Below are 22,669 nucleotides of genomic sequence, written 5' to 3'. Positions count from 1 at the left end.
GCCCAAATAATTTAGCGTTTTAATGTAAAATGCCCAGTAAACTTCTGGCCATCAATAACAATTACATACCAATAATCGTCTGTTGGTAAACGCTCGCCGTTAAACACTCCGCTCCATGAAAAGGCACTATTAGCAGTGCTTTTCAATAATTTGCCATAGCGGTTAAAAATTGAAACACTTGATGTGCTATAAAACTCAATACCTTTTAAGTTAAATGCATCATTAATACGGTCGCCGTTTGGTGTAAAGAATTTAGGAATGTAAAAATGAATATGATTTGTTCTTATTACTTCATCACAATCGCGGTGTTTCACATAAATTGTATACAATCCGCCCTCAACAGTTTTAAAAATATTACTCGACTGATATGAAATTCCGTTTAAGGAATATAAAAAATCTCCAGAATTAGTGGTTGTAATTATAACATCTTTACCATCAGATTCAACAGAATCAATTATAGGATTATCTATTTGAGAAAGCACAATTGTTTTGGTTACTATACAACTTCCATTTGAGACTTCAACGGTGTAAGTACCTGCGATAGAAACATCGATGCTTTCAGTTATTTCTTGGGTTTCTCTCCAAAAATAGGCTTCGTTAATTGATGATGCATTAGTAACATCTGCATTTATAGTGGTGGTTGTATTCTCACAAAAATCTAAAGTTTCATCTTGCACTTCTGGTGTTTCAAAAAATGTAATTTCGAGAGGTGTTCTTAAAATTGACAGACAAGCACTATTTATGGTTTCTGCTTCAGCATAATAAATTCCTGAAGTTGTTGGATTAAAAGTTGTGCTATTTGCTAGGAGCAGATTACCTGCAACAGGTGCATCGTACCAATTTACTAAAACAGTATTGGGCACAGTAACAGAAAGCGGTGTTGTGTCGTTTTCACAAATTGTTAAATCACCATTACTTATTGGTGCATTAGGGATTGGGATGATATTTATTTCGAAAATTTCTGAAGAAGAATTACAAGAATCGTTATTTACATTAACTACATCTTCTGCTACTTTTACGCGATAATATGTTGTATTATTTACTGGAGTTGTGGTGTATGTGTCGCTAGTTTCTCCAATCACATCAATCCAATTAACACCATCTGTACTTTCTTGCCATTGGTAAAAATGGGATGAGAAAATTGTAAAATCTGGTGTGGCTATTAAAGTGGTTGAATATGGCACATTGTTTTCGCATACTGAAATAGAATTAACTCCCATAGTATCTTGAATTGTTATTGTGTCTCCACAAGTTTTAAACACAATGTCATCTAAAGCTAAATCATTTCCACAGCCTCCAACACCATTATTTCGCATTTTTAAAATAACTGAAGACTGGCTAACAACCGTTTGAAAAACCAAAGCATACTGCTGCCAATTGGGGCTTGATGTGCCATTAATGTTTCCAGTATCTCCACTTGCCAATAAATTGGTGTCTGTTATATCCCAAATTTCAAATCTAACATTTATAGGAATTGGAGATCCGCTACAATCAAAAGAAGGTGATAAGTTTATCATCCAAGATGAAAACTCATAGGAAGTGTTTTCGCAAAGGTTATTAATTGTTGTCCTGTAAAACTCTCCAGCAGTAAAATCTGCGTTAATAATAAGCATCTTACCATTGGTATCGTTGGGTGTATGATCGTTAATATCGAACCATCCAAAAGAATTCGTGTTGTTTGATACTTTATATTGTCCGTCAAATGGATCGTTTGGATTAAAGATATAACTTGTGGCTCCTGCAGGTAATTGTGTACTGGTTGTCCCTGCCCCAAAATTATCTGTAAAAATAGGATCCCCAGAGTTCCCTGTACAAAACCCTAACTGTGCATTCAATTGAGAAACTGAAATGCACAAAAAGACAAAAAATAGTATGTTTACCTTTTTATTAATGATGCTTTAAATAATAGAATCTACTATATTAGTGAAATATAGCGTTTAATTTATGAATTCGACTCAAATATTAGAACATAAGTTACACAGACCTTTTGATTACCCCAAACGATCATGGAAGTTCTACCAAGAATGGAATAAAGCCATTTTTTTACATTGGGAAGTCGCTCCAGAATTAATTGAACCTTGTCTTCCAAAAGGTATTACACTAGATATTATTAACGAGAAAACTTGGGTTAGTTTAGTGGCATTTAACATGAACAACATTGGCGTTAGAAGCTTACCTAAAATACCCCATATTTCAGATTTTCAAGAGATAAACATCCGCGTTTATATTGTTAGTGAAGGAAAGCCTAGTGTTTATTTTTTGAGTATGGAGGGGAGTAAAAAAGCATCTTGTACTATTTTAAAAGCACTTTCTAAGTTTCCTTATCGTTTTTCAAAAATGAGGAGAACTAAGTTTATTTTTAATTCAGAAAATAATAAATTTAAAGACACATTTAATATCGAATACGAATTAATAAATGCCCCTGTTAAAAAAGATGCCGTCGATTTATGGCTTACAGAACGTTATGCGGTTTTTCAAGATTATAAAAATTATTTAATTGAATATGATGTGCATCATGTGGAATGGCCCATGCTAAAAATAAATATTAAGAGCCTAAATTTGAATTATCCTAGATTTAGTCATTTAATAAATAATCAACCCGACAAGGTTCATTATTCTAGTGGTGTTCAGGTATTAACTTGGGATAAGAAAAAATATTAACCGCACTATTATAAAATTATCTTAAAATACATCTAAACATAAATGCTTCGAGTATATATTTTAAGTGGCAAGGTTAATTAACTACATAAAAAAGCATCAGGTTAAATCAGCAATTATTGTTGTTCTGTTTATTGTTTATCTATTCTGCTTACCAAATCAACTTTTTAAAGACCCCACAGCAACCGTTATTACGGGTTCAAAGAATGAATTGTTAGGTGCCCAAATTGCCAAAGATGGACAGTGGCGATTTCCGCATAATGATAGTGTTCCTAAAAAATTTAAAACCTGTATCATTCAGTTTGAAGATGCTTATTTTTACAAACACCCTGGGTTTAATCCTATTTCAATTTTTAAGGCGTTACGAGATAATTTAAAGTCTGGGGGCGTAAAGCGTGGTGGCAGTACTTTAACTCAACAGGTAATTCGCTTGTCTAGAAAAGGGCAATCTAGAACATATTTTGAAAAAATAAAAGAGATTATTTTGGCCACCAGACTAGAACTTCGAGATTCTAAAGATGAAATTCTAGCCTATTATTCTAGCAATGCCCCTTTTGGGGGAAATGTGGTTGGTTTAGATGCTGCTTCATGGCGTTATTTTAATAGGAATGCTAACAATTTATCTTGGGCAGAAAGTGCTACTCTTGCTGTATTGCCCAATGCACCAAGTTTAATATATCCAGGGAAAAACCAAGAGCGTTTATTAAAAAAACGAAACAGACTCTTAAAGAAACTTTTAGAAAACACGATTATAGATTCGCTTACTTATCAGCTTTCGATAGCAGAAGGTTTACCACAAAAACCCTATCCGTTACCTCAAATAGCTCCGCATTTATTGCATAAAGTAGCGCAAACTCATAATGGAAAATACGTAGAAACAACTATAGACAAAAGCCTTCAAGAGCGTGTTAATCGTATTGTAAAAACACATTACAATCAATTAAGTCAAAATGAAATTTATAATGCTTCGGTTTTAGTTTTAGATGTAAAAACAAGACATGTTTTAGCTTATGTTGGTAATACACCAACTGATAAAAGCCATCAAAAAGATGTTGATATTATTGATAAACCAAGAAGCACGGGGAGTATTTTAAAACCCTTTCTATATGCTGCCATGTTAGACAGTGGCGATTTATTACCAAATACTTTAGTAGCAGATATACCCACACAATTTGGAAGTTATAATCCAGAAAATTATGATAAAAGTTACGCGGGTGCGGTGCCCGCAAGTCGTGCCTTATCGCGGTCTTTAAATGTTCCTGCGGTTAGAATGTTACAGGAATTTGGCTTGGATCGTTTCTATCATTATTTAAAGCAATTAAATCTTAAAGATTTAAAATACAATGCCAATCATTATGGTTTATCTTTAGCCTTGGGTGGCGCTGAAAGTAACTTGTGGGATTTATGCAAAAGTTATGCAGCACTCTCTTCAACCTTAAATCATTTTTCTGAAAATTCTAGTGAATATTTTTCAAATGAATTTTGCGACCCTACGTTTTTGGCTTCGGAAACTATTGATTTTGGAAAGAAAACCTCCGATAAAACTCTTTTTGATGCTGCTTCCATATACTTGACTTATGAAAGTTTAAAAGAAGTAAACCGTCCTGAAAGCGATGAGAGTTGGGCCTTTTTTGATGACTCTAAACAAATTGCTTGGAAAACTGGCACCAGTTTTGGCTTTCGAGACGCTTGGGCTATTGGTACCACCAAAGATTATGTTGTTGGTGTTTGGGTAGGAAATGCAGATGGTGAAGGACGACCAGGATTGGTAGGCGTACAAACGGCCGCTCCTATACTTTTTGATGTGTTTGATGTATTACCAAATAGCGATTGGTTTGCAAAACCTTTTGATGAGATGCAGGAGGTTTCAATATGCAAACAAAGTGGTTATCGTGCATTACAGAATTGTGATGAGGTTGAAGAAAAATATATTCAACTTAGCGGATTAAAAACGAAACCTTGTCCGTTTCATATTTTAGTTCATGTGGATAAAAATGAAAACTTTCAAGTGAATGCTTCATGCGAAGATTTATCAAATATAAGGCATAAATCATGGTTTGTTTTACCTCCTTTAATGGCTTATTATTACAAAACTAAAAACCCTTTTTACAAACCTTTACCAAAATTTAGAAATGACTGTTTAGGTGAACATACCGTTTCAATTGAGTTTATTTATCCCAAAGCGAATAACACTATTTTCTTACCTAAAGATTTTGATGGAGAAACAAATGATCTTATTTTAAAAATTGCCCACTCCAAACGGGAAAGCACAGTGTTTTGGTATGTTGACGAGACATATGTTGGTAGCACAAAAGAGATTCATGAATTGGCTGTGAAGCCAAAACAAGGAAAACATAAAATTACTGTGGTAGATGAATTTGGTAATGAGGCGAAGCGTTGGTTTGAGATTTCGGAATAATAATTTGATTTTAGACGCAACCTTAAAAAGAAATACTTATCTATAAAATAAAAAATAATGAGATATTTTATTTTACTATTCTGTTTTCTGCTAGTACAATCTTGTAAAACGAATGATGATATAATTTGCTATGGCGACCCCATTCCATCTAGAATCGTTTTTATTAATTTAGTTGATAACGATGGTAATAATTTAATTGAAAATGGAACCTACAATTCCGACGATATTGAAGTTACTTTTAATGGTTATACAAATCCAGATCCTTTTTTTAAAAACAATCCAGAATTCGAAAATCTTATTTTAGTAACAGTTGTAGGTAATGAGGGAGATAATACATATGAAATTCAATTATCTAATTCTACAACGGATATCCTTTCGTTAAATTTAAGTGGCGAATTTATTGGATCAGAGGCATGTGGCAGCATTTTTTTTAAACCAAATACTGCTCATTATAATGGTATAGCCCAAACATTAGAAGATTTTGATACTTGGAATTATTTAGTAACAATTACTAAGTAATTACTGTAAATTAAAGTTTTTATAATTGTAGAATTATATTTTACATATAGATTATCGTAAAGGAAACCCTTTTGCAGCCCACCAAGGATGAATTTCTATTTCCAAACGTCCTGCTTTTACCATAGGGTCTGAATTTGCTAGACTATCCGCCATTTTTAAAGTTGGCACATTGTAAATGGTAATTCCTCGAATGTCGCCATCATCCCCAAAAGGTCCAGAAATATCAGCATACCCTAATTCATACATTTTAGTTAAATGTGCTAAATGTTGTGTTTGTAATTCAGCTGATTCTTCTTCATTTTGCCCTCGAATTGGTCCTTTCTTTAAAAAAGCCATAAAATATTGTTGCATTAAAATAGTATCCTTGGTTTCTTCATCAACATAATCAAATATTTTGAAGCCCTTTTGAGTAAGCGCTTCTTTTATTTGTTTTGTTGATTTTTTAATCTCTTGATTTTTAACTACATCACTATCATTTTCTTCGATAGTCGCTGTTTCAATGTCATTTAAATCGGGGGTTACTGCTTTGGCTTCTTCCTTACAAGAAAAAAGAATCATAGAAAAGACTAAAAGGAAAATCAATTTTTTCATAATATTACATTTATTACCAATATTTATAAGGTTGTTTACTTAACTGTGAATTATAGTATTTTATATCTCCTGTTACTTCTTCTCCTAGCCAATCAGGTTTATTAAAAGTTTCGTTTTTAGCATTCAATTCTACCTCAGCAATTATCAACCCTTCATTATCACCAAAAAACTCATCAACTTCAAATATATGAAACCCAACTTTTATCTCGTATCTTATTTTATCAATAATTCCTTTTTCACATAAATTTAAAAGCGACTTGGCTTCTGTATCGCTAATTTTTTTTTCCCATTCAAATCGAGATAACCCATCTGTAGAAGATCTTCCTTTTACTGTTAAAAACCCCATTTCTCCTCTTAATCTAACGCGAACCGTTCGTTCTTTATGAGTATTTAGAAACCCTTGAATTATTCTAGTCGATTTAAAAGCCTCTTTTTTAAAGCCATTAGAAAGCACTAAAAATTTACGTTCTATTTCTATCAATTTTTGATTTCTTTTAATTGTTTATTATGCGTTTTACTTAACAAAACTAATGCTGTTATTGCTCCAATGGTTGCATATAACATATCGGATTGGGTATCCCAAATATAGCCTTGAGTTCCTAAAAATGAATCTCCGCCTTCACCAGTTGATAAAGATACGCCCCATTCTATAAATTCATAAGCTGCACTAATGGCTAAAGCAATACAAACTACAATAAAATGTAACCACCCTTTTTTTTCTACAACGTTTTTACGCAATAGTAGCTCTCTAGTAATCATAGCTGGAACAAAACCTTGGGCAAAATGTCCTAGTTTATCATAATTATTTCGGGTTTGATTAAATGTTTCTTGAATCCAATCAAACCATGGCACTTCTGCATATGTATAGTGGCCACCAACTATTAATATGATACAATGCACAAAAACTAAAACATAAATAAGATTTGTAAACCGAAAGGAATTAAAAGTGAATGCTAAAACCAATATGCCAATAATAGCTGGCAAGACTTCTAAAAACCATGTAAAGTATTCAAAAGGATTGATTGCAGACCAAATAAGTAATAATATGATTAAAGCAAGAAGTGTATAAATTAGTTTCATTTATTGGGATAATCTCTATCAAAGATATCTTATTTTTGGTAGATACAACAATCAATAATGTCTATCAATTCACCAATACGGAAAATTATTCATGTAGATATGGATGCGTTTTATGCGTCTGTAGAGCAAATGGATAATCCTGATTTAAAAGGAAAACCTATTGCTGTTGGTGGAGGTGGAAAGCGAGGAGTTATAAGTGCTGCAAGTTACGAAGCGCGAAAATTTGGTGTAAAAAGTGCTATGGCTGGACGTTTAGCTGAAAAATTGTGTCCAGAACTAATTTTTGTACGTCCTCATTTTGATAGATACTCCGAAATATCCAAAAAAATTAGAAGTATTTTTTATGATTATACTGATTTGGTAGAACCATTATCGTTAGATGAAGCCTATTTAGATGTCACTAAAAATAAAAAAGGAAACCCAAGTGCTTCTATGATAGCAGAGGAGATTAGATCTCGTATTTTTAACGAAGTAGGTTTAACCGCTTCTGCTGGAATTTCAATTAATAAATTTATAGCCAAAGTAGCAAGTGATTATAATAAACCCAACGGCCAAAAAACCGTTAATCCAGAAGAAGTCCTAGAGTTTTTAGAACAGCTTGATATTAGAAAATTTTATGGCGTTGGTAAAGTAACTGCCGAAAAAATGTATCAAAAAGGCATTTTTACTGGGTTGGATTTAAAACAGAAATCGTTAGAATATCTGGATGAAAACTTTGGAAAATCAGGACGCTACTATTACTACATTGTTAGAGGCATTCATAATAGTGAAGTGAAACCACACAGAACCAGAAAGAGTTTAGCTGCAGAACGTACATTTAGTGAAAACTTATCATCTGAAATATTTATGCTTGAAAAATTAGAGCATATTGCTGAAGAGGTTTCGCGTAGATTATTAAAAAGTAACGTAGCTGGAAAAACGGTAACTTTAAAAATTAAATACAGTGATTTTACGTTACAAACACGAAGTAAAACATTGCCATATTATATAAGTAATAAAGGCGTTATTTTAGAAACTGCAAAAGATTTATTGTATCAAGAAAAGTTGAATAATTCTGTGCGTTTATTAGGGATTTCTATGTCTAATTTGAATACTGAAAAAAAGAAGAAACCCGAGGCAAAAAAGCATGTTAGTGTGCAGTTGAGGTTTGAGTTTTAATACCGTCTATTGTTTTCTTAAATCGATTTATCAATTCATGAATTTCTTTTTCGTTATATGTTGCAAAACCAATTCTTATACAATTATGGTTTAACTTAGCACTATCATAACGTTGCCAATTACCAATTTCTAAGTTGTGCTTTTTTGCTTCTTCTGAAATGTTTTTCCATGAATACTTTGGGTTTAATTTTACCCAAACGGCCATTCCTCCTTTTGGAATTTCAAATTCAAAACAATCGTTTAATTGCGCTTTTAAAAGTTTACAAAATAAATCCCGTCGTTGTTTGTAAATTTTCATCACTTTACGGATATGCCTATCTAAATCACCAGATTTTATAAAACTAGCAAATGTTAATTCTAATAGAGCATCACCTTGTCTATCTATATAACCTCTTAACTTAGAAGCTTCATCTACAAATTCTTTTGAGGCAATTAAATAGCCTATTCTAAAAACTGGGGCAACCGTTTTACAAACAGACCCTATGTAAATGACGTTTCCGTTTGTATCATGACTAGCCAATGGTAGAATTGGAGCGTGGTTATAGTTAAAATCGTAATCGTAATCGTCTTCAATAATGGCAAAATTATATGTTCTTGAAAGGTTTAAAAGATGAATTCTTCGTTTTGCAGAAAGCGTTACTGTTGTTGGATGATGATGATGTGATGTTACATAAACAGCTTTAATTTGCTTTTGTTTACAAAGCTTTTCAATATCATCAGTTACCATGCCGTTTTCGTCAACCATAACACGTTCTAACTTTGCTTTTTGGTATAAAAAAGTAGAATCAGCAGATGCATAATTGGTATTTCCAATAACAACAATATCATCATTTTTAAGTAATAATTGCGACGATAACCATATTCCCATTTGACTGCCACGGGTAATCAATATATTTTCTTTAGCAATATGTAAGCCTCTTGTAGTATTTAAGTAATCGACTAAAACTTCACGTAAAGACTCATTACCGTAAGTTGCGCCATAAGACAAATGTTCGAACACATTTTTTTTAGCGGATATTCTTCTGTATGTTCTTGCAATTTCATCAACTGGTGTTAATCTTCCATCAGAAATTCCATCATTCAAATACATAAAACCATCAATCTTTTTAACAGATTTTTCAGGTAAAATACTATTCTTATAAAAAGAAAAACCAGTTTGTGTTATTAAATCAGAGACTACAGAATCATCTAACTTTTGTTGATGTAATACGGGTAGATTACTAAGCACAAACGTTCCTTTTTTAGGAATACTTTCTACCCATCCTTGTAGCAATAATTCTTCATAACAAGCCACAATTGTCTTTCTATGAACATTTAATAGTTCTGCTAAAGTTCTACTTCCTGGGAGTTTAGTATTAGGCGATAAAGTTTGATTTTTAATAAATTGAATAATCTGATTTGCTAACTGCAGATACAATGCCTGATTACTTTTTCTATTAAATTGAATACTGGTTTTAAACGGAAACATCTGGACTACTAATTATATTAATTCTGGATGACTACAACAGTCCATAAATATAATATTTTTGAAATGTAAAAGCACAAAATAAATGGACTTAACTACAGAAAATAAAAAATATATAAATAGAAGTGTTTTATGTTGGCTTGCTACAGTATCATCTGAAAACATTCCGAATGTTTCGCCAAAAGAAATTTTTAGCTATTACAGGAAAAACAAAATAATTGTTGCAAATATCGCTTCGCCACAAACCGTTAGTAATATTAAACAAAACGAAAATGTATGTATTAGTTTTATTGATATTCTAATCCAAAAAGGATTTCAAATGAAGGGAAAAGCAAAAATTATTAGAAAAACTGATCTTAATTTTTTTGAAATGAAACAAATATTAACTGAAATGACTGGAGGAAAATTTCCTTTCCAAACTATTACAGAAATCGAAGTAGAACAGGTCAAACCAATTATTGCACCTAAATATATTTTGTATCCTGAAACAACAGAAAAAGAACAAATTGAAAGTGCAAAAAAAGCATATAAGATTTAAAAAAGTTAAAGAAACAGGTATTATTAAGGCTTAATATGAATTATAATAAACCTCATAATAAGAAATGATTTATTAAAAGTAAGCCTATGATGGAATTTAAACCACATAAAATTGAGTTTGCAAAAGAGTTTGCAAAACTGAAAAATGTGCCTGAAATACTTGATAACGGATATGATAGTACACCAAATCCATATACTGAAAAAGACGCGGTAGAATTTATAACTGAAGTTATTGGAAAAACCCCAGAAGAACGATTTCTTATTTATTGGAATAATGAGATTGCTGGAGAGATAGGAATTACATTAAAAAATGATGTTTTTCGTTTAAATGCAGAAATTGGATATTTTATTTCAAAAAAATACTGGGGAATGGGGTTGGCTACGCAAGCTGTTAAAAAAATGACAGCATATGTATTTGAACATTTTGATGTTATAAGAATTGTTGCTGGAGTTTTTGACTTTAATAAACCTTCAATGAAGGTGTTAAAGAAAAATGGATATTATTTAGAAAGCATCAGGAAGAATGCTGTTATAAAAAACGGAAAAATAATTGACGATTATATATGGGTAAAGTTAAAAGATGAATAGTTAAAATAACACCAAATAAATAGTTCTAGTATGCTAGAAATAAGACCAAATTGTGAGCACTGTAACAAAGATTTACCAAACAAATCTTCTGAAGCAATGATATGTTCTTTTGAATGCACTTACTGTAAAACATGTGCTCTTGAGATATTTGAAAATGTATGTCCGAGTTGTTCAGGAAATTTTGTTGAACGTCCTATTAGACCACAAAAGGAAATTGAAAATAATCCTGCGTCAATAAAACGCATTTTTAAACCAAAAGATTTAGAAAAAGCCAAAATAAATTCAAATAGATTTAAAAATAGTCCTCCAGAAAACAGATAGAAATGATAGAAATAAGAAGAGCAATACCATCTGATGCAATTCATATTGCTTTATTAGGAAGGGTTACCTATTCAGAATCTCACGGAGAATATATAGAGAATAAAAAACATTTACTTGATTTTTTTAATCAGCACCATTCGGTTTCTAAAATAAGAGAAGAATTGAATGATGACGATATCTTATTTTGGATTGTTTTTTCTGATGAATTACCAATTGGTTTTGCAAAACTTTGTTTGAACATGAAACATCCATTAAAATTAGATGTTAATTCTTGCAAACTAGAAAGACTTTATATTCTGAATGATTTTATTGGTTTAAAAATAGGTTCTAAACTACAAGACATTGTATTACAAAAAGCAATGGATTTAAAATACAAAGACATCTGGTTAACTGCTTATTATAAAAATAAAAGAGGCATTAATTTTTATAAAAAAAATGGCTTCAAAGATATTGGAACCATTAATTATTTTGTTGGAGACAGTAATTACCCAAATCAAATTTTTGCTAAAGCATTATAACAATGAAAGACTATTCAAAATCAAAACTGAACAGAATAAAACGTGGACAAATTAGAGCTACCTATGATGTTGAAAAAATCAATTCAATATTAGATGCAGGTTTTATAGGCTATGTAAGCTATATATACCAAGAAAGGGCCATTACGCTACCAATGGCATACGGAAGAAAAGAAGATAAAATTTACTTACATGGCTCTCAAGCTAACCGCATGTTATTGGCTTTATTAGAAGCAAAACAAATGAGTATGACCGTTATGCATTTAGATGCTTTAGTTTTAGCACGTTCTGGATTACATCATTCTGTAAATTATCGTTCAGCTACTTTATTTGGTTCTATTAAAAATCTTGAAAATCCTAAAGAAAAAGAAGCTGCTCTTGCTTGTTTTATGGAACATATGATGACTGGGCGTTGGGATGGTATTAGGCCTATGCATAAAAAAGAGTTAGACAGAACGATGGTTGTTGAAATGACTATTGAAACGGCTTCTGCAAAAATTAGAGATGTTGGTGTTGGGGATGAACCAGAAGATTATAATTTGGATGTTTGGGCTGGTTTAGTACCCTTAAAACAGGTAGCTGAATATCCAATACCTGATAAAGGATTACCTCAAAAGATGGAAATCCCGAAACATGTTTTAGATTATTACCAGCAAAATAAATAATGACGCTTGATGCTTGAAATAAAAGTTAGCAAATAAATGCGTTAGCGATTGAAACCCTTCGACTGCGCTCAGGATAAACTTATCCTTTTAAATAGAAAAAAACTGCCTAAAAGCAGTTTTTTTCTATTTAAAAGATATAGTGAAACATTTATATTCATGAATCCCTTAATTTAAAATTAAAAACCATGAATAAAAGCGCGACCCTTGTGGTAACCTGCCTACTAGCAGGCAGGCGCCCATATATTTATAATAACTTTAAAAACTACAGGTTTTTATTTCGGTAACTCTTAAAGTATTCACCATTCCTTTATCTTGAATAGGCATTGCAGCTAAACTAATTAACATATCTCCAACATCTAAATATCCCTTTTTACAAGCTATGGCATTTACATCTTCTATAGTCTCATCTGTACTTACAAACTTATCATAATAAAAAGCTTTTACACCCCAAAGCAAACTGAGTCTTGTTAAAATTCGTTTGTTAGAAGTGAATACTAAAATATGGCATGACGGTCTCCAAGCAGATATTTGAAATGCGGTATAACCACTGTTAGTCAAGGTTGAAATAGCTTTCGCATTTATTTCGTTTGCCATATTTGCTGCATGATAACAAATGGATTTTGTAATATACCTATTGGTTCTAATGTGTGGTGGTAATTGCGGGACTTGAATAAGGTTCGAGTCCTCAACACTTTTTAAAATATCGGACATCTGTCTGATAACCTCAACTGGATAACTCCCTACTGAAGTTTCTCCAGAAAGCATTACAGCATCTGCACCATCCATAACCGAATTTGCTACGTCATTAACCTCTGCCCTAGTAGGCGTTAAGCTAGAAATCATGGTTTCCATCATTTGTGTAGCAATGATAACAGGTATTCTAGCCTTTTTAGCTCGAAGTACTAATTGTTTTTGAATTAATGGGACTTCCTCAGCGGGTACTTCCACACCCAAATCACCACGTGCTACCATTAAACCATCACAATGTGCCACAATTTTATCTATATTCTCTACAGCTTCTGGTTTTTCAATTTTTGCAATAATTGGAATTTTATGATCGCTATGTTCATTTATTAAATCACGAAGCTGCATAAGGTCTTCTGCATGTCTTACAAAAGACAATGCTATCCAATCGACATCTTGACCTATTGCAAAAATAGCATCTTCGATATCTTTTTCTGTAAGTGCAGGCTGTGATATATTTGTGTTTGGCAGGTTTACCCCTTTTTTAGATTTTAAAGGCCCTCCTTGTATTACTTTTGCCGTTACTTCACTTTTCTTATCTGTTGAAACGACTTCAAATATTAGCTTTCCATCATCTAATAAAATACGTTCTCCTGGTTTTGCATCTTGAGGAAAACGATCATATGTCATATAAACACGTTCTTTAGTTCCTTCAAAACGCTCGCCTGTAGCGAAAATAATTTCATCATCTGGATTAACTACAACTTCCTCTTTCATCACTCCAACACGAAGTTTTGGGCCTTGTAAATCTGCTAATATTGACGCGTTGTATCCAAATTCATCGTTAAGTGAACGTATCATTTCGATTCTTTGAGAAACATCTGTATAATCTGCATGAGAGAAATTTATTCTGAATACATTAACCCCTTCATCTAGCATGCCTTTTAATACCTCTCGGGTACTTGAAGCAGGACCTAACGTTGCTACTATTTTGGTTTTCTTTGTTTTTGGCATTAGTAAAAAATTAAATTGTCTTTAGATTTTAATTGACTTATGTCAATAGAGTAGGCTGTTACAATTTGAGGAATACTTAAAACTCGATTTAGTATGTATTTTTCTTTTGTGTGATTGAACTCATTATCCACTTTTAAAAAATAATTAACCTGCTTATATTCAGGCACTAAATTAAAAGTTTTTGTAATTGATGCATGTAAATCAAATAATGATTCCGCAATGTTATTTTGTAACTCTTCTCGCTTACATATATTTGAAACCAAGTTCCAAGTAGTTAAATGTTTTTTATCTTCCCACTCAAAAATAGCATAATTTGATTTACTATTATTAAAATCTAAATCGTGTTTCTTTCTTGTTAAGTTTATCCCTAAATATTTATTTAAAAGATAAGCCACTCGATAATCTTCTACGGTACAATGTATTCCTATCAAGGTATAATCTACCTCATTAAAAACATCATCAAGAATAAGTTTGTGAACAGCCATAACTTATAATTATCGGCGTAAATATAGTACTTCTAAAACTTATAGATGATACCAACGATACAATGATAAGAAGAAATGTAACTAAAACGTTATAGTATGATTATAACAAAAATTATTTATATCATTTTAGACATTCTACTTTGAAAAACGAAAAACGCTCGTTTTGAAGCTTTCTCTTCAGCTTTCTTTTTTGATGTTGCTCTCGCTTTAGCAACAATTTTGCCATCTATTGATAGCTTAACAGAAAAATGTCGTGCTTCATCATTGCCAGTGTCTTCATAAACATTATAGCCAAAAGTTTTCTTTTCCTTTTGACACCATTCTATAAGTAAGCTCTTATAACTTATCACCTTACCTTCTAGTTTTTCAATATCTACGTATGGAATAATAACGCGTTTAAAAATAAAATTTTCGCAATATTTATATCCTTTATCTAAAAAGATAGCTCCAACCAAAGCTTCAAATAAATTACCATGTATATTGTCTCCAAACTGTCCTGAAGGAATTTTACTTTCGACTAAGTTAATAAGATTAAGATCTTTACCTAATTCGTTTAAATGCTCTCTACTTACTATTTTAGATCGCATTTTAGTTAAATAACCTTCATCACCACTTGGGACTTCTAGATATAAGTGCGAAGCAATAACAGAACTTAACATAGCGTCACCCAAAAACTCCAATCGTTCGTAATTAACAGCATTTCCTTTACTGTCTTTTATATTCATTGAACGATGTGTAAATGCTTTTTGGTAAACCTTTATTTTTTTAGGCTTAAACCCTAGTATTTTAGTTAATTCCATAAAAAAACTCCCGTTTTTTTGAAAACGGGAATTTAGTATGTTACGAATGAGATTCATTCGGGATTTAATTAATTTTTTTGAATACTACACAAGCGTTATGACCGCCAAATCCAAATGTATTACTCATAGCTACTTTAACATCTCTTTTTTGAGCTTTGTTTAGTGTTAAATTTAATTCTGGATCAATGTTTTCATCAACGGTAGTATGGTTAATTGTTGGTGGAACAACACCGTGTTCCATAGCCAAAATAACCGAAATTGCTTCAATAGCTCCCGCCGCACCTAAGAGGTGACCTGTCATTGATTTGGTTGAATTAATATTTATATTTTTTGCATGTTCTCCAAATACATTAGAAATCGCCTTTAACTCAGCCACATCTCCTAAAGGAGTAGATGTACCATGTGTATTAATATGGTCAACATCTTCTGGTTTAAGTCCTGCGTTTTCTAAACAGTTTTTCATCACTGCAATTACACCAATGCCTTCTGGGTGAGGTGCCGTCATATGGTAAGCATCAGAAGATAATCCACCCCCTGCTACTTCAGCATATATTTTTGCTCCTCTTGCTTTTGCATGCTCATAATCTTCTAAAACTAGTGCTCCTGCACCTTCGCCTAAAACAAAACCATCTCTTGTTCCATCAAATGGACGAGATGCTGTTTCTGGACTTTCATTTCTTGTAGATAAGGCGTGCATCGCATTAAAACCTCCCATACCAGCTATAGTAACAGCCGCTTCACTTCCTCCTGTAACAACAACGTCACAATGCCCTAAACGAATTGAGTTTAAAGCATCAAATATGGCATTAGCCGAAGAAGCACACGCTGAAACCGTAGTATAGTTAGGCCCCATAAAACCGTGCTTAATAGAAATGTTTGCTGGCGCAATGTCAGCAATCATTTTAGGAATAAAGAATGGGTTAAATCTTGGAGATCCATCACCATCAGCAAAGTTTAATACTTCCTGCTGAAAAGTTTCTAATCCTCCAATTCCTGCTCCCCATATAACACCTACTCGCAACTTATTGACTTCTTCTAGATTTAATTTGGCGTCTTCAATAGCTTCATCTGCAGCTACCATAGCGTATTGTGCAAATTTATCCATTTTTCGAGCCTCTTTTCTGTCTAGAAAGTCGGTTGCATTGAAGTTCTTTAATTCGCATGCGAATTTCGTTTTAAACTTCTCGGTATCATAATATGTTATAGGCGCAGCACCACTTTTTCCACTAATTAAGCCTTCCCAATATTCATCTTTGGTATTGCCAATAGGTGTTAAAGCCCCTAATCCTGTGACTACAACTCGCTTTAATTCCATAAAGTATTTTTGCTTATTTTGCTGCTTCTATATAAGAAATAGCTTGACCAACTGTAGCAATATTTTCAGCTTGATCGTCTGGTATTTGAATATCAAATTCTTTTTCAAATTCCATTATTAATTCAACAGTGTCTAATGAGTCTGCTCCTAAATCGTTTGTGAAACTAGCTTCAGTAACAACTTCATTCTCATCAACTCCTAATTTGTCCACGATAATCGCTTTTACTCTTGATGCAATGTCTGACATAATCTTTTAATTTTAAGTTTTAATTAGTTGGCAAAAATAAAAAACTTTATTTTTAAAACACATCTTTACTATAAAAATGTGCTGGTAATTTACTAAAATAACCTTTAAGTATTTAGTTTTTACCTTCTAATTGTTAATATTTATTCTTTTTTTTGTTTGAATAAAAATGACACTATAGACTATAAAATGAAATGAGCTTATGAATTTTGCTGAACATTGTGGTAATTTCGATTTACGAATTACATCTGACATTAATTTTAAAATAAAAACCAACAGATGAAACGTATTGTAATTTTTGCGTCCGGAAATGGTACTAATGCTGAAAATTTAATTAAGTTTTTTCACAACAGCCATAATGCGTCTGTTATTCAAGTACTTACTAACAATCCTCATGCCAAAGTTTTAGAACGTGCAAAAAAATTAAAAGTTAGTGCGTTATATTTCAACAGAATAGCTTTTACAAAAACCAATGATGTGCTTAATATACTAAAAGCATCTAATCCAGATTTAATAGTCTTGGCAGGTTTTTTATGGAAATTTCCAGAACATATTTTGAACGAGTTCCCAAATAAAGTAATTAATGTACATCCTGCTTTATTGCCAAAATATGGTGGAAAAGGCATGTATGGTATGCATGTTCATGAAGCTATTGTTTCTAATAATGAGACCGAAACTGGTATCACCATACATTATGTAAATGAAAATTATGATGAAGGTGCTATTATTTTTCAAGCAAAGTGTAACGTATTACCAAATAATACAGCAGAGGATGTAGCGGCTAAAATTCATGAATTGGAAATGAAGTATTTTCCGAAGGTGGTTGATGAACTATTAAAAAAGTAAATGACATCTAAAAAGAAAAAGAAATACTACACCGTTTGGAAAGGACATCACACTGGTGTTTTTGAATCATGGGACGACTGCAAAGCTCAAATAAAAGATTTTCAAGGCGCTATTTATAAATCGTTTTCAACTTTCGAGGCTGCTAAAATAGCTCTAAAAGGCAATTACAAAGATTATATTGGAAAAACCTCAAAATTTAAAAGTGAATTATCCGAAGTTCAGCTAAAAAAAATAGGACTACCCAATTACAATTCTATCTCTGTTGATGCGGCATCAAGTGGTAACCCTGGAAAAATGGAATATCGCGGTGTTGATACCAAAACCAAAAAACAATTATTTATTCAAGGCCCGTTTGAAGAAGGCACAAACAATATAGGCGAATTTCTTGCTATTGTACATGGCTTAGCCATTTTAAAGAAAAATAATAGCGACAGAATCCTTTACACAGATTCTAAAACAGCAATAAGTTGGGTTAAAAAGAAAAAATGCAACACCAAATTAAAACGCAACGACAAAAATAAAGCACTTTTTAATCTGGTAGATAGAGCTATAGATTGGTTAAAAAACAATTCTTACAAAACAGTAATTGTCAAATGGGAAACTAAAGCATGGGGCGAAATTCCTGCAGATTTTGGCAGAAAATAATATTTATGGATTATCTATTCGCCACTTTACCCAAATTACCGCTGCAGTATCTTCAAGATCGCCTCCATTATTTCTAACTTCTAAATTAATGTAATCTCCAGCATCGAAATCAATGTTATAATCGGTTTCAGTAAAAGAACCACTAGATAGACTTATTCTACCATCTAGAGTATTATTTGCATTATTACCAACATCACTTCCATTAATTTTGATGTCAAATTGTTTATTTGCAACTCCTCCAGAAGATTGAATTGTCATATAAACTATAGTCCCGTCAAAAGGCATTAATGGGCCACTTGAATTATTTCTTACATCTCCTCCAAAGCGCAATAATTCATTATCTGCACCACCATTTTTACCAAATTGCAAGGCTGTAGCCTCAATACTTAACCATTTATCTCGAGTTAAATCATACATATAAAGCTTGTCTCCAATAACAGATAATTGTCCATCAGAATCACCATTTGGAGCCGTTTGTGGATTTAATTGTAATGCTGGAATACCCGCATTGGTGGTTTCTATTTCCAATTCCGCAGAAGGGTTAGTAGTCCCAATACCAACTTGAGACCAAAGTATAGAAACATTAAAACACATAAAAAGTGCTATAATAGTGCTTAATTTCATAGAGAGAGGCTTTAAATAAAACAATTTACCGTACGAAAATATAAAAAATTTATAACATAAGAATTTGCATATGATAGAGTTAGATTTTTATGCTCATTTTAATTTTAATCATATTATATTTGCACAAAAATATAACTCCTTTTCATGAGTAAATTAGTAATTGTTGGAACAGTGGCTTTTGACGCGATTGAAACCCCCTTTGGTAAGACCAACAAAATTCTAGGCGGAGCTGCAACTTTTATAGGATTAGCCGCTTCACATTTTAATGTAGATACTGCCGCTGTCTCTGTTGTTGGAGGTGATTTTCCACAAGCATATTTAGATTTACTTTCCGATAAAAATATTGATGTATCTGGTGTCGAAATTGTAAAAGAAGGCAAAACTTTTTTTTGGAGTGGGCGTTATCATAATGACATGAATTCTAGAGACACCCTCGTTACAGAGTTAAACACCCTAGCAGATTTTAATCCAGTAGTTCCTGTAAATTATAGAGATGCAGAAGTTGTTATGTTGGGTAATTTGCATCCTTTAGTTCAAGCAAGTGTATTAGATCAAATGGAACTTAAACCTAAACTAGTGATTTTAGACACTATGAATTTTTGGATGGACTGTGCTCTTAGCGATTTGCTAAACGTTATAAAGCGAATAGATGTTATTACCATTAACGATGAAGAGGCAAGACAATTAACAGGAGAATATTCTCTTGTAGTAGCAGCAAGGAAAATTCATGAAATGGGTCCAAAATATGTGGTAATTAAAAAAGGGGAACATGGGGCCTTATTATTTAATAATGATTATGTATTTTATGCTCCAGCGTTACCACTAGAAGAAGTATTTGATCCTACAGGAGCAGGTGATACTTTTGCAGGAGGTTTTGCAGGTTATATTGCAAAAACAGGTGATACTTCTTTTGAAAACATGAAAAACGCAGTCATTTATGGCTCAACTTTAGCATCGTTCTGTGTTGAGAAGTTTGGAACTGAACGAATGCAAAATTTATCTGACAAGGAAGTGCATAAACGATTGCTGCAGTTTAAGCAACTAACGCAATTTGAAATAGAATTAGCATAAACCAACGCGCTCAAAATTGAGTGCGTTTTTAATTTAAAATACAATTCCAAAATGAATCCATTTTGGAATCAAAAATTTGTCATTGCTGCGTAGGCAGGAATCTAAAAACAAATAAATTTAATAATGAGTGATGCTTTAAAACATGAATGTGGAATTGCAGTAATTAGACTACTAAAACCACTAGAGTATTATAAGGAAAAATACGGAACTGCTTTTTATGGTGTAAACAAAATGTACTTAATGATGGAAAAACAGCACAATCGTGGTCAAGATGGTGCTGGTTTTGCAAGCATTAAGTTAAATACCAATCCTGGAGAACGCTACATAAGTCGCATTAGATCCATTGCTCAACAACCTATTCAAGACATTTTTGCTCAAATTAATAATCGTGTTAATAAAGAATTTGAAACGCACCCAGAATATAAAGAAGATGTAGCTGCACAAAAGAAAAATTTACCCTATATAGGAGAACTTTTATTAGGACATGTGCGTTATGGAACCTTTGGTAAAAATAGTGTTGAAAGTGTACACCCGTTTTTAAGACAAAATAACTGGATGCACAGAAATCTAATTATGGCTGGAAACTTTAACATGACAAATGTTAAGGAATTATTTAGTAATCTAATTGAGTTAGGACAGCACCCAAAAGAATATACCGATACCATAACCATTATGGAAAAGATTGGTCACTTCCTAGATGATGCAGTAAGCAAAATTTATAAAGATTTAAAAAAAGAAGGCTATAATAAAAGACAAGCATCTCCATTAATTGCTGAACGTTTAAAAGTATCTAAAATATTAAAAAGAGCTGCAAAAAATTGGGATGGAGGCTATGCAATGGCAGGGCTTATTGGTCATGGTGATTCCTTTGTATTAAGAGATCCAGCAGGTATTAGACCAACTTTTTATTATCAAGATGATGAAGTGGTGGTGGTAGCATCAGAACGCCCAGTAATTCAAACGGTGTTTAATGTGAATTTTGAAGATGTTAAAGAACTTGAACCTGGACATGCCATAATTACAAAGAAATCTGGAGAGGTAAGTATTAAGAAAATATTAGACCCATTAGAACGAAAAGCTTGTTCTTTTGAACGTATTTATTTCTCTAGAGGAAGTGATGCCGAAATATATAAAGAACGTAAAAAGCTTGGTGAATTATTAATGCCTAAAGTTATAGAAGCTATAGATAGTGATACCAAAAATACCGTATTTTCATATATCCCTAATACCGCTGAAACTTCTTTTTTCGGAATGATTGAAAGAGCCGAAGCACTATTAAATATTAAGAAAACAGCTCAAATATTAAATGGCCAACGTTCTCTTTCTGCTAATAAAGTTACTGAGATATTATCTGAACGTACTAGAGTTGAAAAGATTGCTATTAAAGATGTAAAACTTAGAACATTTATTACAGAAGATAGTAGTCGGGATGATTTAGTAGCTCACGTTTACGATGTTACTTATGGTGTAATAAAACCCCAAGACAACCTTGTAATTATAGACGATAGTATTGTAAGAGGAACTACACTGAAAAAAAGTATCCTTAAAATGTTAGACCGTTTAAACCCTAAAAAAATAGTTGTTGTTTCATCTGCTCCTCAAATACGATATCCAGATTGTTATGGTATAGATATGGCTAACCTTGAAAGTTTAGTAGCATTTAGGGCGGCATTGGCCCTTTTAAAAGATAACAATACTTATCATATTATAGAAGATGTTTATAATAAATGTAAAGCGCAAGAAAATTTAGAGGACAAAGATGTAAAGAACTTTGTAAAAGAAGTTTACAATTCTTTCACAGACGAACAAATATCTGATAAGATTTCAGAATTATTAAGTGATGATTCTATAAATGCAGAGGTAAAAATAATTTTTCAAACCGTTGAAAACCTCCACCAAGCATGTCCAAATAACAAAGGAGACTGGTACTTTACTGGAGACTATCCAACAGTGGGAGGTAACAGGGTTGTAAATAAGGCTTTTATCAATTTTTATGAAGGTAATAAGGAACGTGCTTATTAATTTTAAAAAACAAAATTTTTTGTCAGTTAATCCATAAAAATCACATTTAATCTGAAAAAAATGCTGTTTGTCTAAAAAATAATCAAATTATTGTAAATACATCTACATTGGTATCACCATAACATAAGTAGGTTAAGTTCATGGTAGATTTGGGGCAAAAAAAGGTGAACTTCTGTTCGCCTTTTTTTATTTATAAAACTTCCCTTAAAAACATTTTTTTTAAGCTCTTTCACTAAACAACCAATTTCTTTTAAGCCGATATTTAAGTCGTTTAACTAAAATATTTTAAGGTATCTAAGTAGTAATATATATTCGAATCACCATAACATAAGTAGGTTAAGTTCATGGTAGATTTGGGGCTAAAAAGGTGAACTCTCGTTCACCTTTTTTTTGTTATTATATC

Annotated in this window: 24 protein-coding genes; 13 read left to right on the top strand and 11 right to left on the bottom strand. The window is 32.3% G+C overall.

What is annotated here, in order from left to right:
• Positions 1-11: 11 nt before the first annotated feature.
• Positions 12-1,856 carry a T9SS type B sorting domain-containing protein gene (locus tag Q0739_RS03715; RefSeq protein WP_298237349.1) on the bottom strand — a complete coding sequence of 615 codons (1,845 nt, stop codon included), beginning with the start codon at positions 1,854-1,856 and terminating at the stop codon, positions 12-14.
• An 88-nt stretch (positions 1,857-1,944) separates the two neighbouring features.
• On the opposite strand from Q0739_RS03715, the gene Q0739_RS03710 reads away from it, so the two are divergent.
• The 3 genes from Q0739_RS03710 to Q0739_RS03700 all read left to right on the top strand — a co-directional run bounded on the left by Q0739_RS03710 (position 1,945) and on the right by Q0739_RS03700 (position 5,596).
• Positions 1,945-2,661 (top strand): DUF2071 domain-containing protein, encoded by a 717-nt coding sequence (locus Q0739_RS03710; protein ID WP_298237348.1) that lies wholly within the window; start codon positions 1,945-1,947, stop codon positions 2,659-2,661.
• Positions 2,662-2,725: 64 nt separating this feature from the next.
• Positions 2,726-5,077 (top strand): penicillin-binding protein 1C, encoded by a 2,352-nt coding sequence (gene pbpC / locus Q0739_RS03705; RefSeq protein ID WP_298237347.1) that lies wholly within the window; start codon positions 2,726-2,728, stop codon positions 5,075-5,077.
• 57 nt (positions 5,078-5,134) lie between these two features.
• Positions 5,135-5,596 carry a hypothetical protein gene (locus Q0739_RS03700; RefSeq protein WP_298237346.1) on the top strand — a complete coding sequence of 154 codons (462 nt, stop codon included), beginning with the start codon at positions 5,135-5,137 and terminating at the stop codon, positions 5,594-5,596.
• 51 nt (positions 5,597-5,647) lie between these two features.
• Here the strand turns inward: Q0739_RS03700 and Q0739_RS03695 are convergent, their stop codons facing one another.
• Genes Q0739_RS03695 through Q0739_RS03685 form a run of 3 tightly spaced genes read right to left on the bottom strand, consistent with a single transcriptional unit; the run spans position 5,648 to position 7,267 of the window.
• On the bottom strand, positions 5,648-6,187 hold the full coding sequence (locus Q0739_RS03695) for a YciI family protein (RefSeq protein ID WP_298237345.1): 540 nt from the start codon (positions 6,185-6,187) through the stop codon (positions 5,648-5,650).
• 13 nt (positions 6,188-6,200) lie between these two features.
• A complete protein-coding gene (locus Q0739_RS03690) occupies positions 6,201-6,668 on the bottom strand; it encodes a CYTH domain-containing protein (protein WP_298237344.1) in 468 nt (155 codons plus the stop codon).
• Complete coding sequence (locus Q0739_RS03685; RefSeq protein WP_298237343.1) at positions 6,665-7,267, bottom strand: DUF2238 domain-containing protein; 603 nt, start codon at positions 7,265-7,267, stop codon at positions 6,665-6,667. The genes Q0739_RS03690 and Q0739_RS03685 overlap by 4 nt, the downstream gene beginning before the upstream one ends.
• Before the next feature lie 57 nt (positions 7,268-7,324).
• Between Q0739_RS03685 and dinB the strand changes: the two genes are divergently transcribed.
• On the top strand, positions 7,325-8,425 hold the full coding sequence (gene dinB / locus Q0739_RS03680; RefSeq protein WP_298237342.1) for a DNA polymerase IV: 1,101 nt from the start codon (positions 7,325-7,327) through the stop codon (positions 8,423-8,425).
• On the opposite strand, the gene Q0739_RS03675 is transcribed toward dinB, so the two are convergent.
• The gene (locus Q0739_RS03675) at positions 8,397-9,893 is read right to left on the bottom strand and encodes a PLP-dependent aminotransferase family protein (RefSeq protein WP_298237341.1); all 1,497 of its coding nucleotides are present in this window, start codon (positions 9,891-9,893) and stop codon (positions 8,397-8,399) included. The genes dinB and Q0739_RS03675 overlap by 29 nt on opposite strands.
• A gap of 82 nt (positions 9,894-9,975) precedes the next feature.
• On the opposite strand from Q0739_RS03675, the gene Q0739_RS03670 reads away from it, so the two are divergent.
• The 5 genes from Q0739_RS03670 to Q0739_RS03650 all read left to right on the top strand — a co-directional run bounded on the left by Q0739_RS03670 (position 9,976) and on the right by Q0739_RS03650 (position 12,516).
• On the top strand, positions 9,976-10,428 hold the full coding sequence (locus tag Q0739_RS03670) for a pyridoxamine 5'-phosphate oxidase family protein (RefSeq protein ID WP_298237340.1): 453 nt from the start codon (positions 9,976-9,978) through the stop codon (positions 10,426-10,428).
• An 86-nt stretch (positions 10,429-10,514) separates the two neighbouring features.
• Entirely contained in the window at positions 10,515-11,015 is a 501-nt protein-coding gene (locus Q0739_RS03665; protein ID WP_298237339.1) for a GNAT family protein, read from the top strand.
• A gap of 30 nt (positions 11,016-11,045) precedes the next feature.
• Positions 11,046-11,336, top strand: a complete 291-nt coding sequence (locus tag Q0739_RS03660) for a DUF1272 domain-containing protein (RefSeq protein ID WP_298237338.1) — start codon at positions 11,046-11,048, stop codon at positions 11,334-11,336.
• Between the two features lie 2 nt (positions 11,337-11,338).
• Positions 11,339-11,854, top strand: coding sequence for a GNAT family N-acetyltransferase (locus Q0739_RS03655; RefSeq protein ID WP_298237337.1), 516 nt, complete (start codon positions 11,339-11,341; stop codon positions 11,852-11,854).
• 2 nt (positions 11,855-11,856) lie between these two features.
• Positions 11,857-12,516 (top strand): pyridoxamine 5'-phosphate oxidase family protein, encoded by a 660-nt coding sequence (locus tag Q0739_RS03650; RefSeq protein ID WP_298237336.1) that lies wholly within the window; start codon positions 11,857-11,859, stop codon positions 12,514-12,516.
• Between the two features lie 255 nt (positions 12,517-12,771).
• Here Q0739_RS03650 and pyk read toward each other — a convergent pair whose 3' ends face one another.
• The 5 genes from pyk to Q0739_RS03625 form a co-directional block, all read right to left on the bottom strand.
• Positions 12,772-14,214, bottom strand: coding sequence for a pyruvate kinase (gene pyk / locus Q0739_RS03645; RefSeq protein ID WP_298237335.1), 1,443 nt, complete (start codon positions 14,212-14,214; stop codon positions 12,772-12,774).
• Positions 14,214-14,699: an IPExxxVDY family protein gene (locus Q0739_RS03640; RefSeq protein ID WP_298237334.1), complete on the bottom strand. Its 486-nt coding sequence runs from the start codon at positions 14,697-14,699 to the stop codon at positions 14,214-14,216. The genes pyk and Q0739_RS03640 overlap by 1 nt, the downstream gene beginning before the upstream one ends.
• Before the next feature lie 116 nt (positions 14,700-14,815).
• A complete protein-coding gene (rnc, locus tag Q0739_RS03635) occupies positions 14,816-15,556 on the bottom strand; it encodes a ribonuclease III (protein WP_298237333.1) in 741 nt (246 codons plus the stop codon).
• Positions 15,557-15,563: 7 nt separating this feature from the next.
• On the bottom strand, positions 15,564-16,814 hold the full coding sequence (gene fabF, locus Q0739_RS03630; protein WP_298237332.1) for a beta-ketoacyl-ACP synthase II: 1,251 nt from the start codon (positions 16,812-16,814) through the stop codon (positions 15,564-15,566).
• 13 nt (positions 16,815-16,827) lie between these two features.
• Complete coding sequence (locus Q0739_RS03625; RefSeq protein ID WP_007647141.1) at positions 16,828-17,061, bottom strand: acyl carrier protein; 234 nt, start codon at positions 17,059-17,061, stop codon at positions 16,828-16,830.
• Positions 17,062-17,337: 276 nt separating this feature from the next.
• On the opposite strand from Q0739_RS03625, the gene purN reads away from it, so the two are divergent.
• Together purN and Q0739_RS03615 are read left to right on the top strand one after the other, a co-directional pair.
• A complete protein-coding gene (gene purN, locus Q0739_RS03620; protein WP_298237331.1) occupies positions 17,338-17,904 on the top strand; it encodes a phosphoribosylglycinamide formyltransferase in 567 nt (188 codons plus the stop codon).
• On the top strand, positions 17,905-18,549 hold the full coding sequence (locus Q0739_RS03615; RefSeq protein ID WP_298237330.1) for a ribonuclease H family protein: 645 nt from the start codon (positions 17,905-17,907) through the stop codon (positions 18,547-18,549).
• A gap of 3 nt (positions 18,550-18,552) precedes the next feature.
• On the opposite strand, the gene Q0739_RS03610 is transcribed toward Q0739_RS03615, so the two are convergent.
• Positions 18,553-19,173, bottom strand: coding sequence for a hypothetical protein (locus tag Q0739_RS03610; protein ID WP_298237329.1), 621 nt, complete (start codon positions 19,171-19,173; stop codon positions 18,553-18,555).
• A gap of 144 nt (positions 19,174-19,317) precedes the next feature.
• Here Q0739_RS03610 and Q0739_RS03605 point away from each other — a divergent pair, with 144 nt between their 5' ends.
• Complete coding sequence (locus Q0739_RS03605; RefSeq protein WP_298237328.1) at positions 19,318-20,244, top strand: PfkB family carbohydrate kinase; 927 nt, start codon at positions 19,318-19,320, stop codon at positions 20,242-20,244.
• A 123-nt stretch (positions 20,245-20,367) separates the two neighbouring features.
• Positions 20,368-22,266, top strand: a complete 1,899-nt coding sequence (locus Q0739_RS03600; protein WP_298237327.1) for an amidophosphoribosyltransferase — start codon at positions 20,368-20,370, stop codon at positions 22,264-22,266.
• Positions 22,267-22,669 lie beyond the last annotated feature (403 nt).

This window comes from uncultured Algibacter sp. (assembly GCF_947487605.1).
Taxonomy (GTDB): domain Bacteria; phylum Bacteroidota; class Bacteroidia; order Flavobacteriales; family Flavobacteriaceae; genus Algibacter_D.
Note: the sequence above shows the minus strand (reverse complement) of the source record. Positions and strands in the feature narration are given on the sequence as shown.

Excerpts from the sequence above, each read along its gene's own strand:
- Q0739_RS03710 (WP_298237348.1), top strand. The coding sequence starts at position 1,945 with ATGAATTCGACTCAAATATTAGAACATAAGTTACACAGACCTTTTGAT.
- Q0739_RS03700 (WP_298237346.1), top strand. The coding sequence starts at position 5,135 with ATGAGATATTTTATTTTACTATTCTGTTTTCTGCTAGTACAATCTTGT.
- Q0739_RS03695 (WP_298237345.1), bottom strand. The coding sequence starts at position 6,187 with ATGAAAAAATTGATTTTCCTTTTAGTCTTTTCTATGATTCTTTTTTCT.
- Q0739_RS03685 (WP_298237343.1), bottom strand. The coding sequence starts at position 7,267 with ATGAAACTAATTTATACACTTCTTGCTTTAATCATATTATTACTTATT.
- dinB (WP_298237342.1), top strand. The coding sequence starts at position 7,325 with ATGTCTATCAATTCACCAATACGGAAAATTATTCATGTAGATATGGAT.
- Q0739_RS03675 (WP_298237341.1), bottom strand. The coding sequence starts at position 9,893 with ATGTTTCCGTTTAAAACCAGTATTCAATTTAATAGAAAAAGTAATCAG.
- Q0739_RS03670 (WP_298237340.1), top strand. The coding sequence starts at position 9,976 with ATGGACTTAACTACAGAAAATAAAAAATATATAAATAGAAGTGTTTTA.
- Q0739_RS03665 (WP_298237339.1), top strand. The coding sequence starts at position 10,515 with ATGATGGAATTTAAACCACATAAAATTGAGTTTGCAAAAGAGTTTGCA.
- Q0739_RS03660 (WP_298237338.1), top strand. The coding sequence starts at position 11,046 with ATGCTAGAAATAAGACCAAATTGTGAGCACTGTAACAAAGATTTACCA.
- Q0739_RS03655 (WP_298237337.1), top strand. The coding sequence starts at position 11,339 with ATGATAGAAATAAGAAGAGCAATACCATCTGATGCAATTCATATTGCT.
- Q0739_RS03650 (WP_298237336.1), top strand. The coding sequence starts at position 11,857 with ATGAAAGACTATTCAAAATCAAAACTGAACAGAATAAAACGTGGACAA.
- pyk (WP_298237335.1), bottom strand. The coding sequence starts at position 14,214 with ATGCCAAAAACAAAGAAAACCAAAATAGTAGCAACGTTAGGTCCTGCT.
- Q0739_RS03640 (WP_298237334.1), bottom strand. The coding sequence starts at position 14,699 with ATGGCTGTTCACAAACTTATTCTTGATGATGTTTTTAATGAGGTAGAT.
- rnc (WP_298237333.1), bottom strand. The coding sequence starts at position 15,556 with ATGAATCTCATTCGTAACATACTAAATTCCCGTTTTCAAAAAAACGGG.
- fabF (WP_298237332.1), bottom strand. The coding sequence starts at position 16,814 with ATGGAATTAAAGCGAGTTGTAGTCACAGGATTAGGGGCTTTAACACCT.
- Q0739_RS03625 (WP_007647141.1), bottom strand. The coding sequence starts at position 17,061 with ATGTCAGACATTGCATCAAGAGTAAAAGCGATTATCGTGGACAAATTA.
- purN (WP_298237331.1), top strand. The coding sequence starts at position 17,338 with ATGAAACGTATTGTAATTTTTGCGTCCGGAAATGGTACTAATGCTGAA.
- Q0739_RS03615 (WP_298237330.1), top strand. The coding sequence starts at position 17,905 with ATGACATCTAAAAAGAAAAAGAAATACTACACCGTTTGGAAAGGACAT.
- Q0739_RS03610 (WP_298237329.1), bottom strand. The coding sequence starts at position 19,173 with ATGAAATTAAGCACTATTATAGCACTTTTTATGTGTTTTAATGTTTCT.
- Q0739_RS03605 (WP_298237328.1), top strand. The coding sequence starts at position 19,318 with ATGAGTAAATTAGTAATTGTTGGAACAGTGGCTTTTGACGCGATTGAA.
- Q0739_RS03600 (WP_298237327.1), top strand. The coding sequence starts at position 20,368 with ATGAGTGATGCTTTAAAACATGAATGTGGAATTGCAGTAATTAGACTA.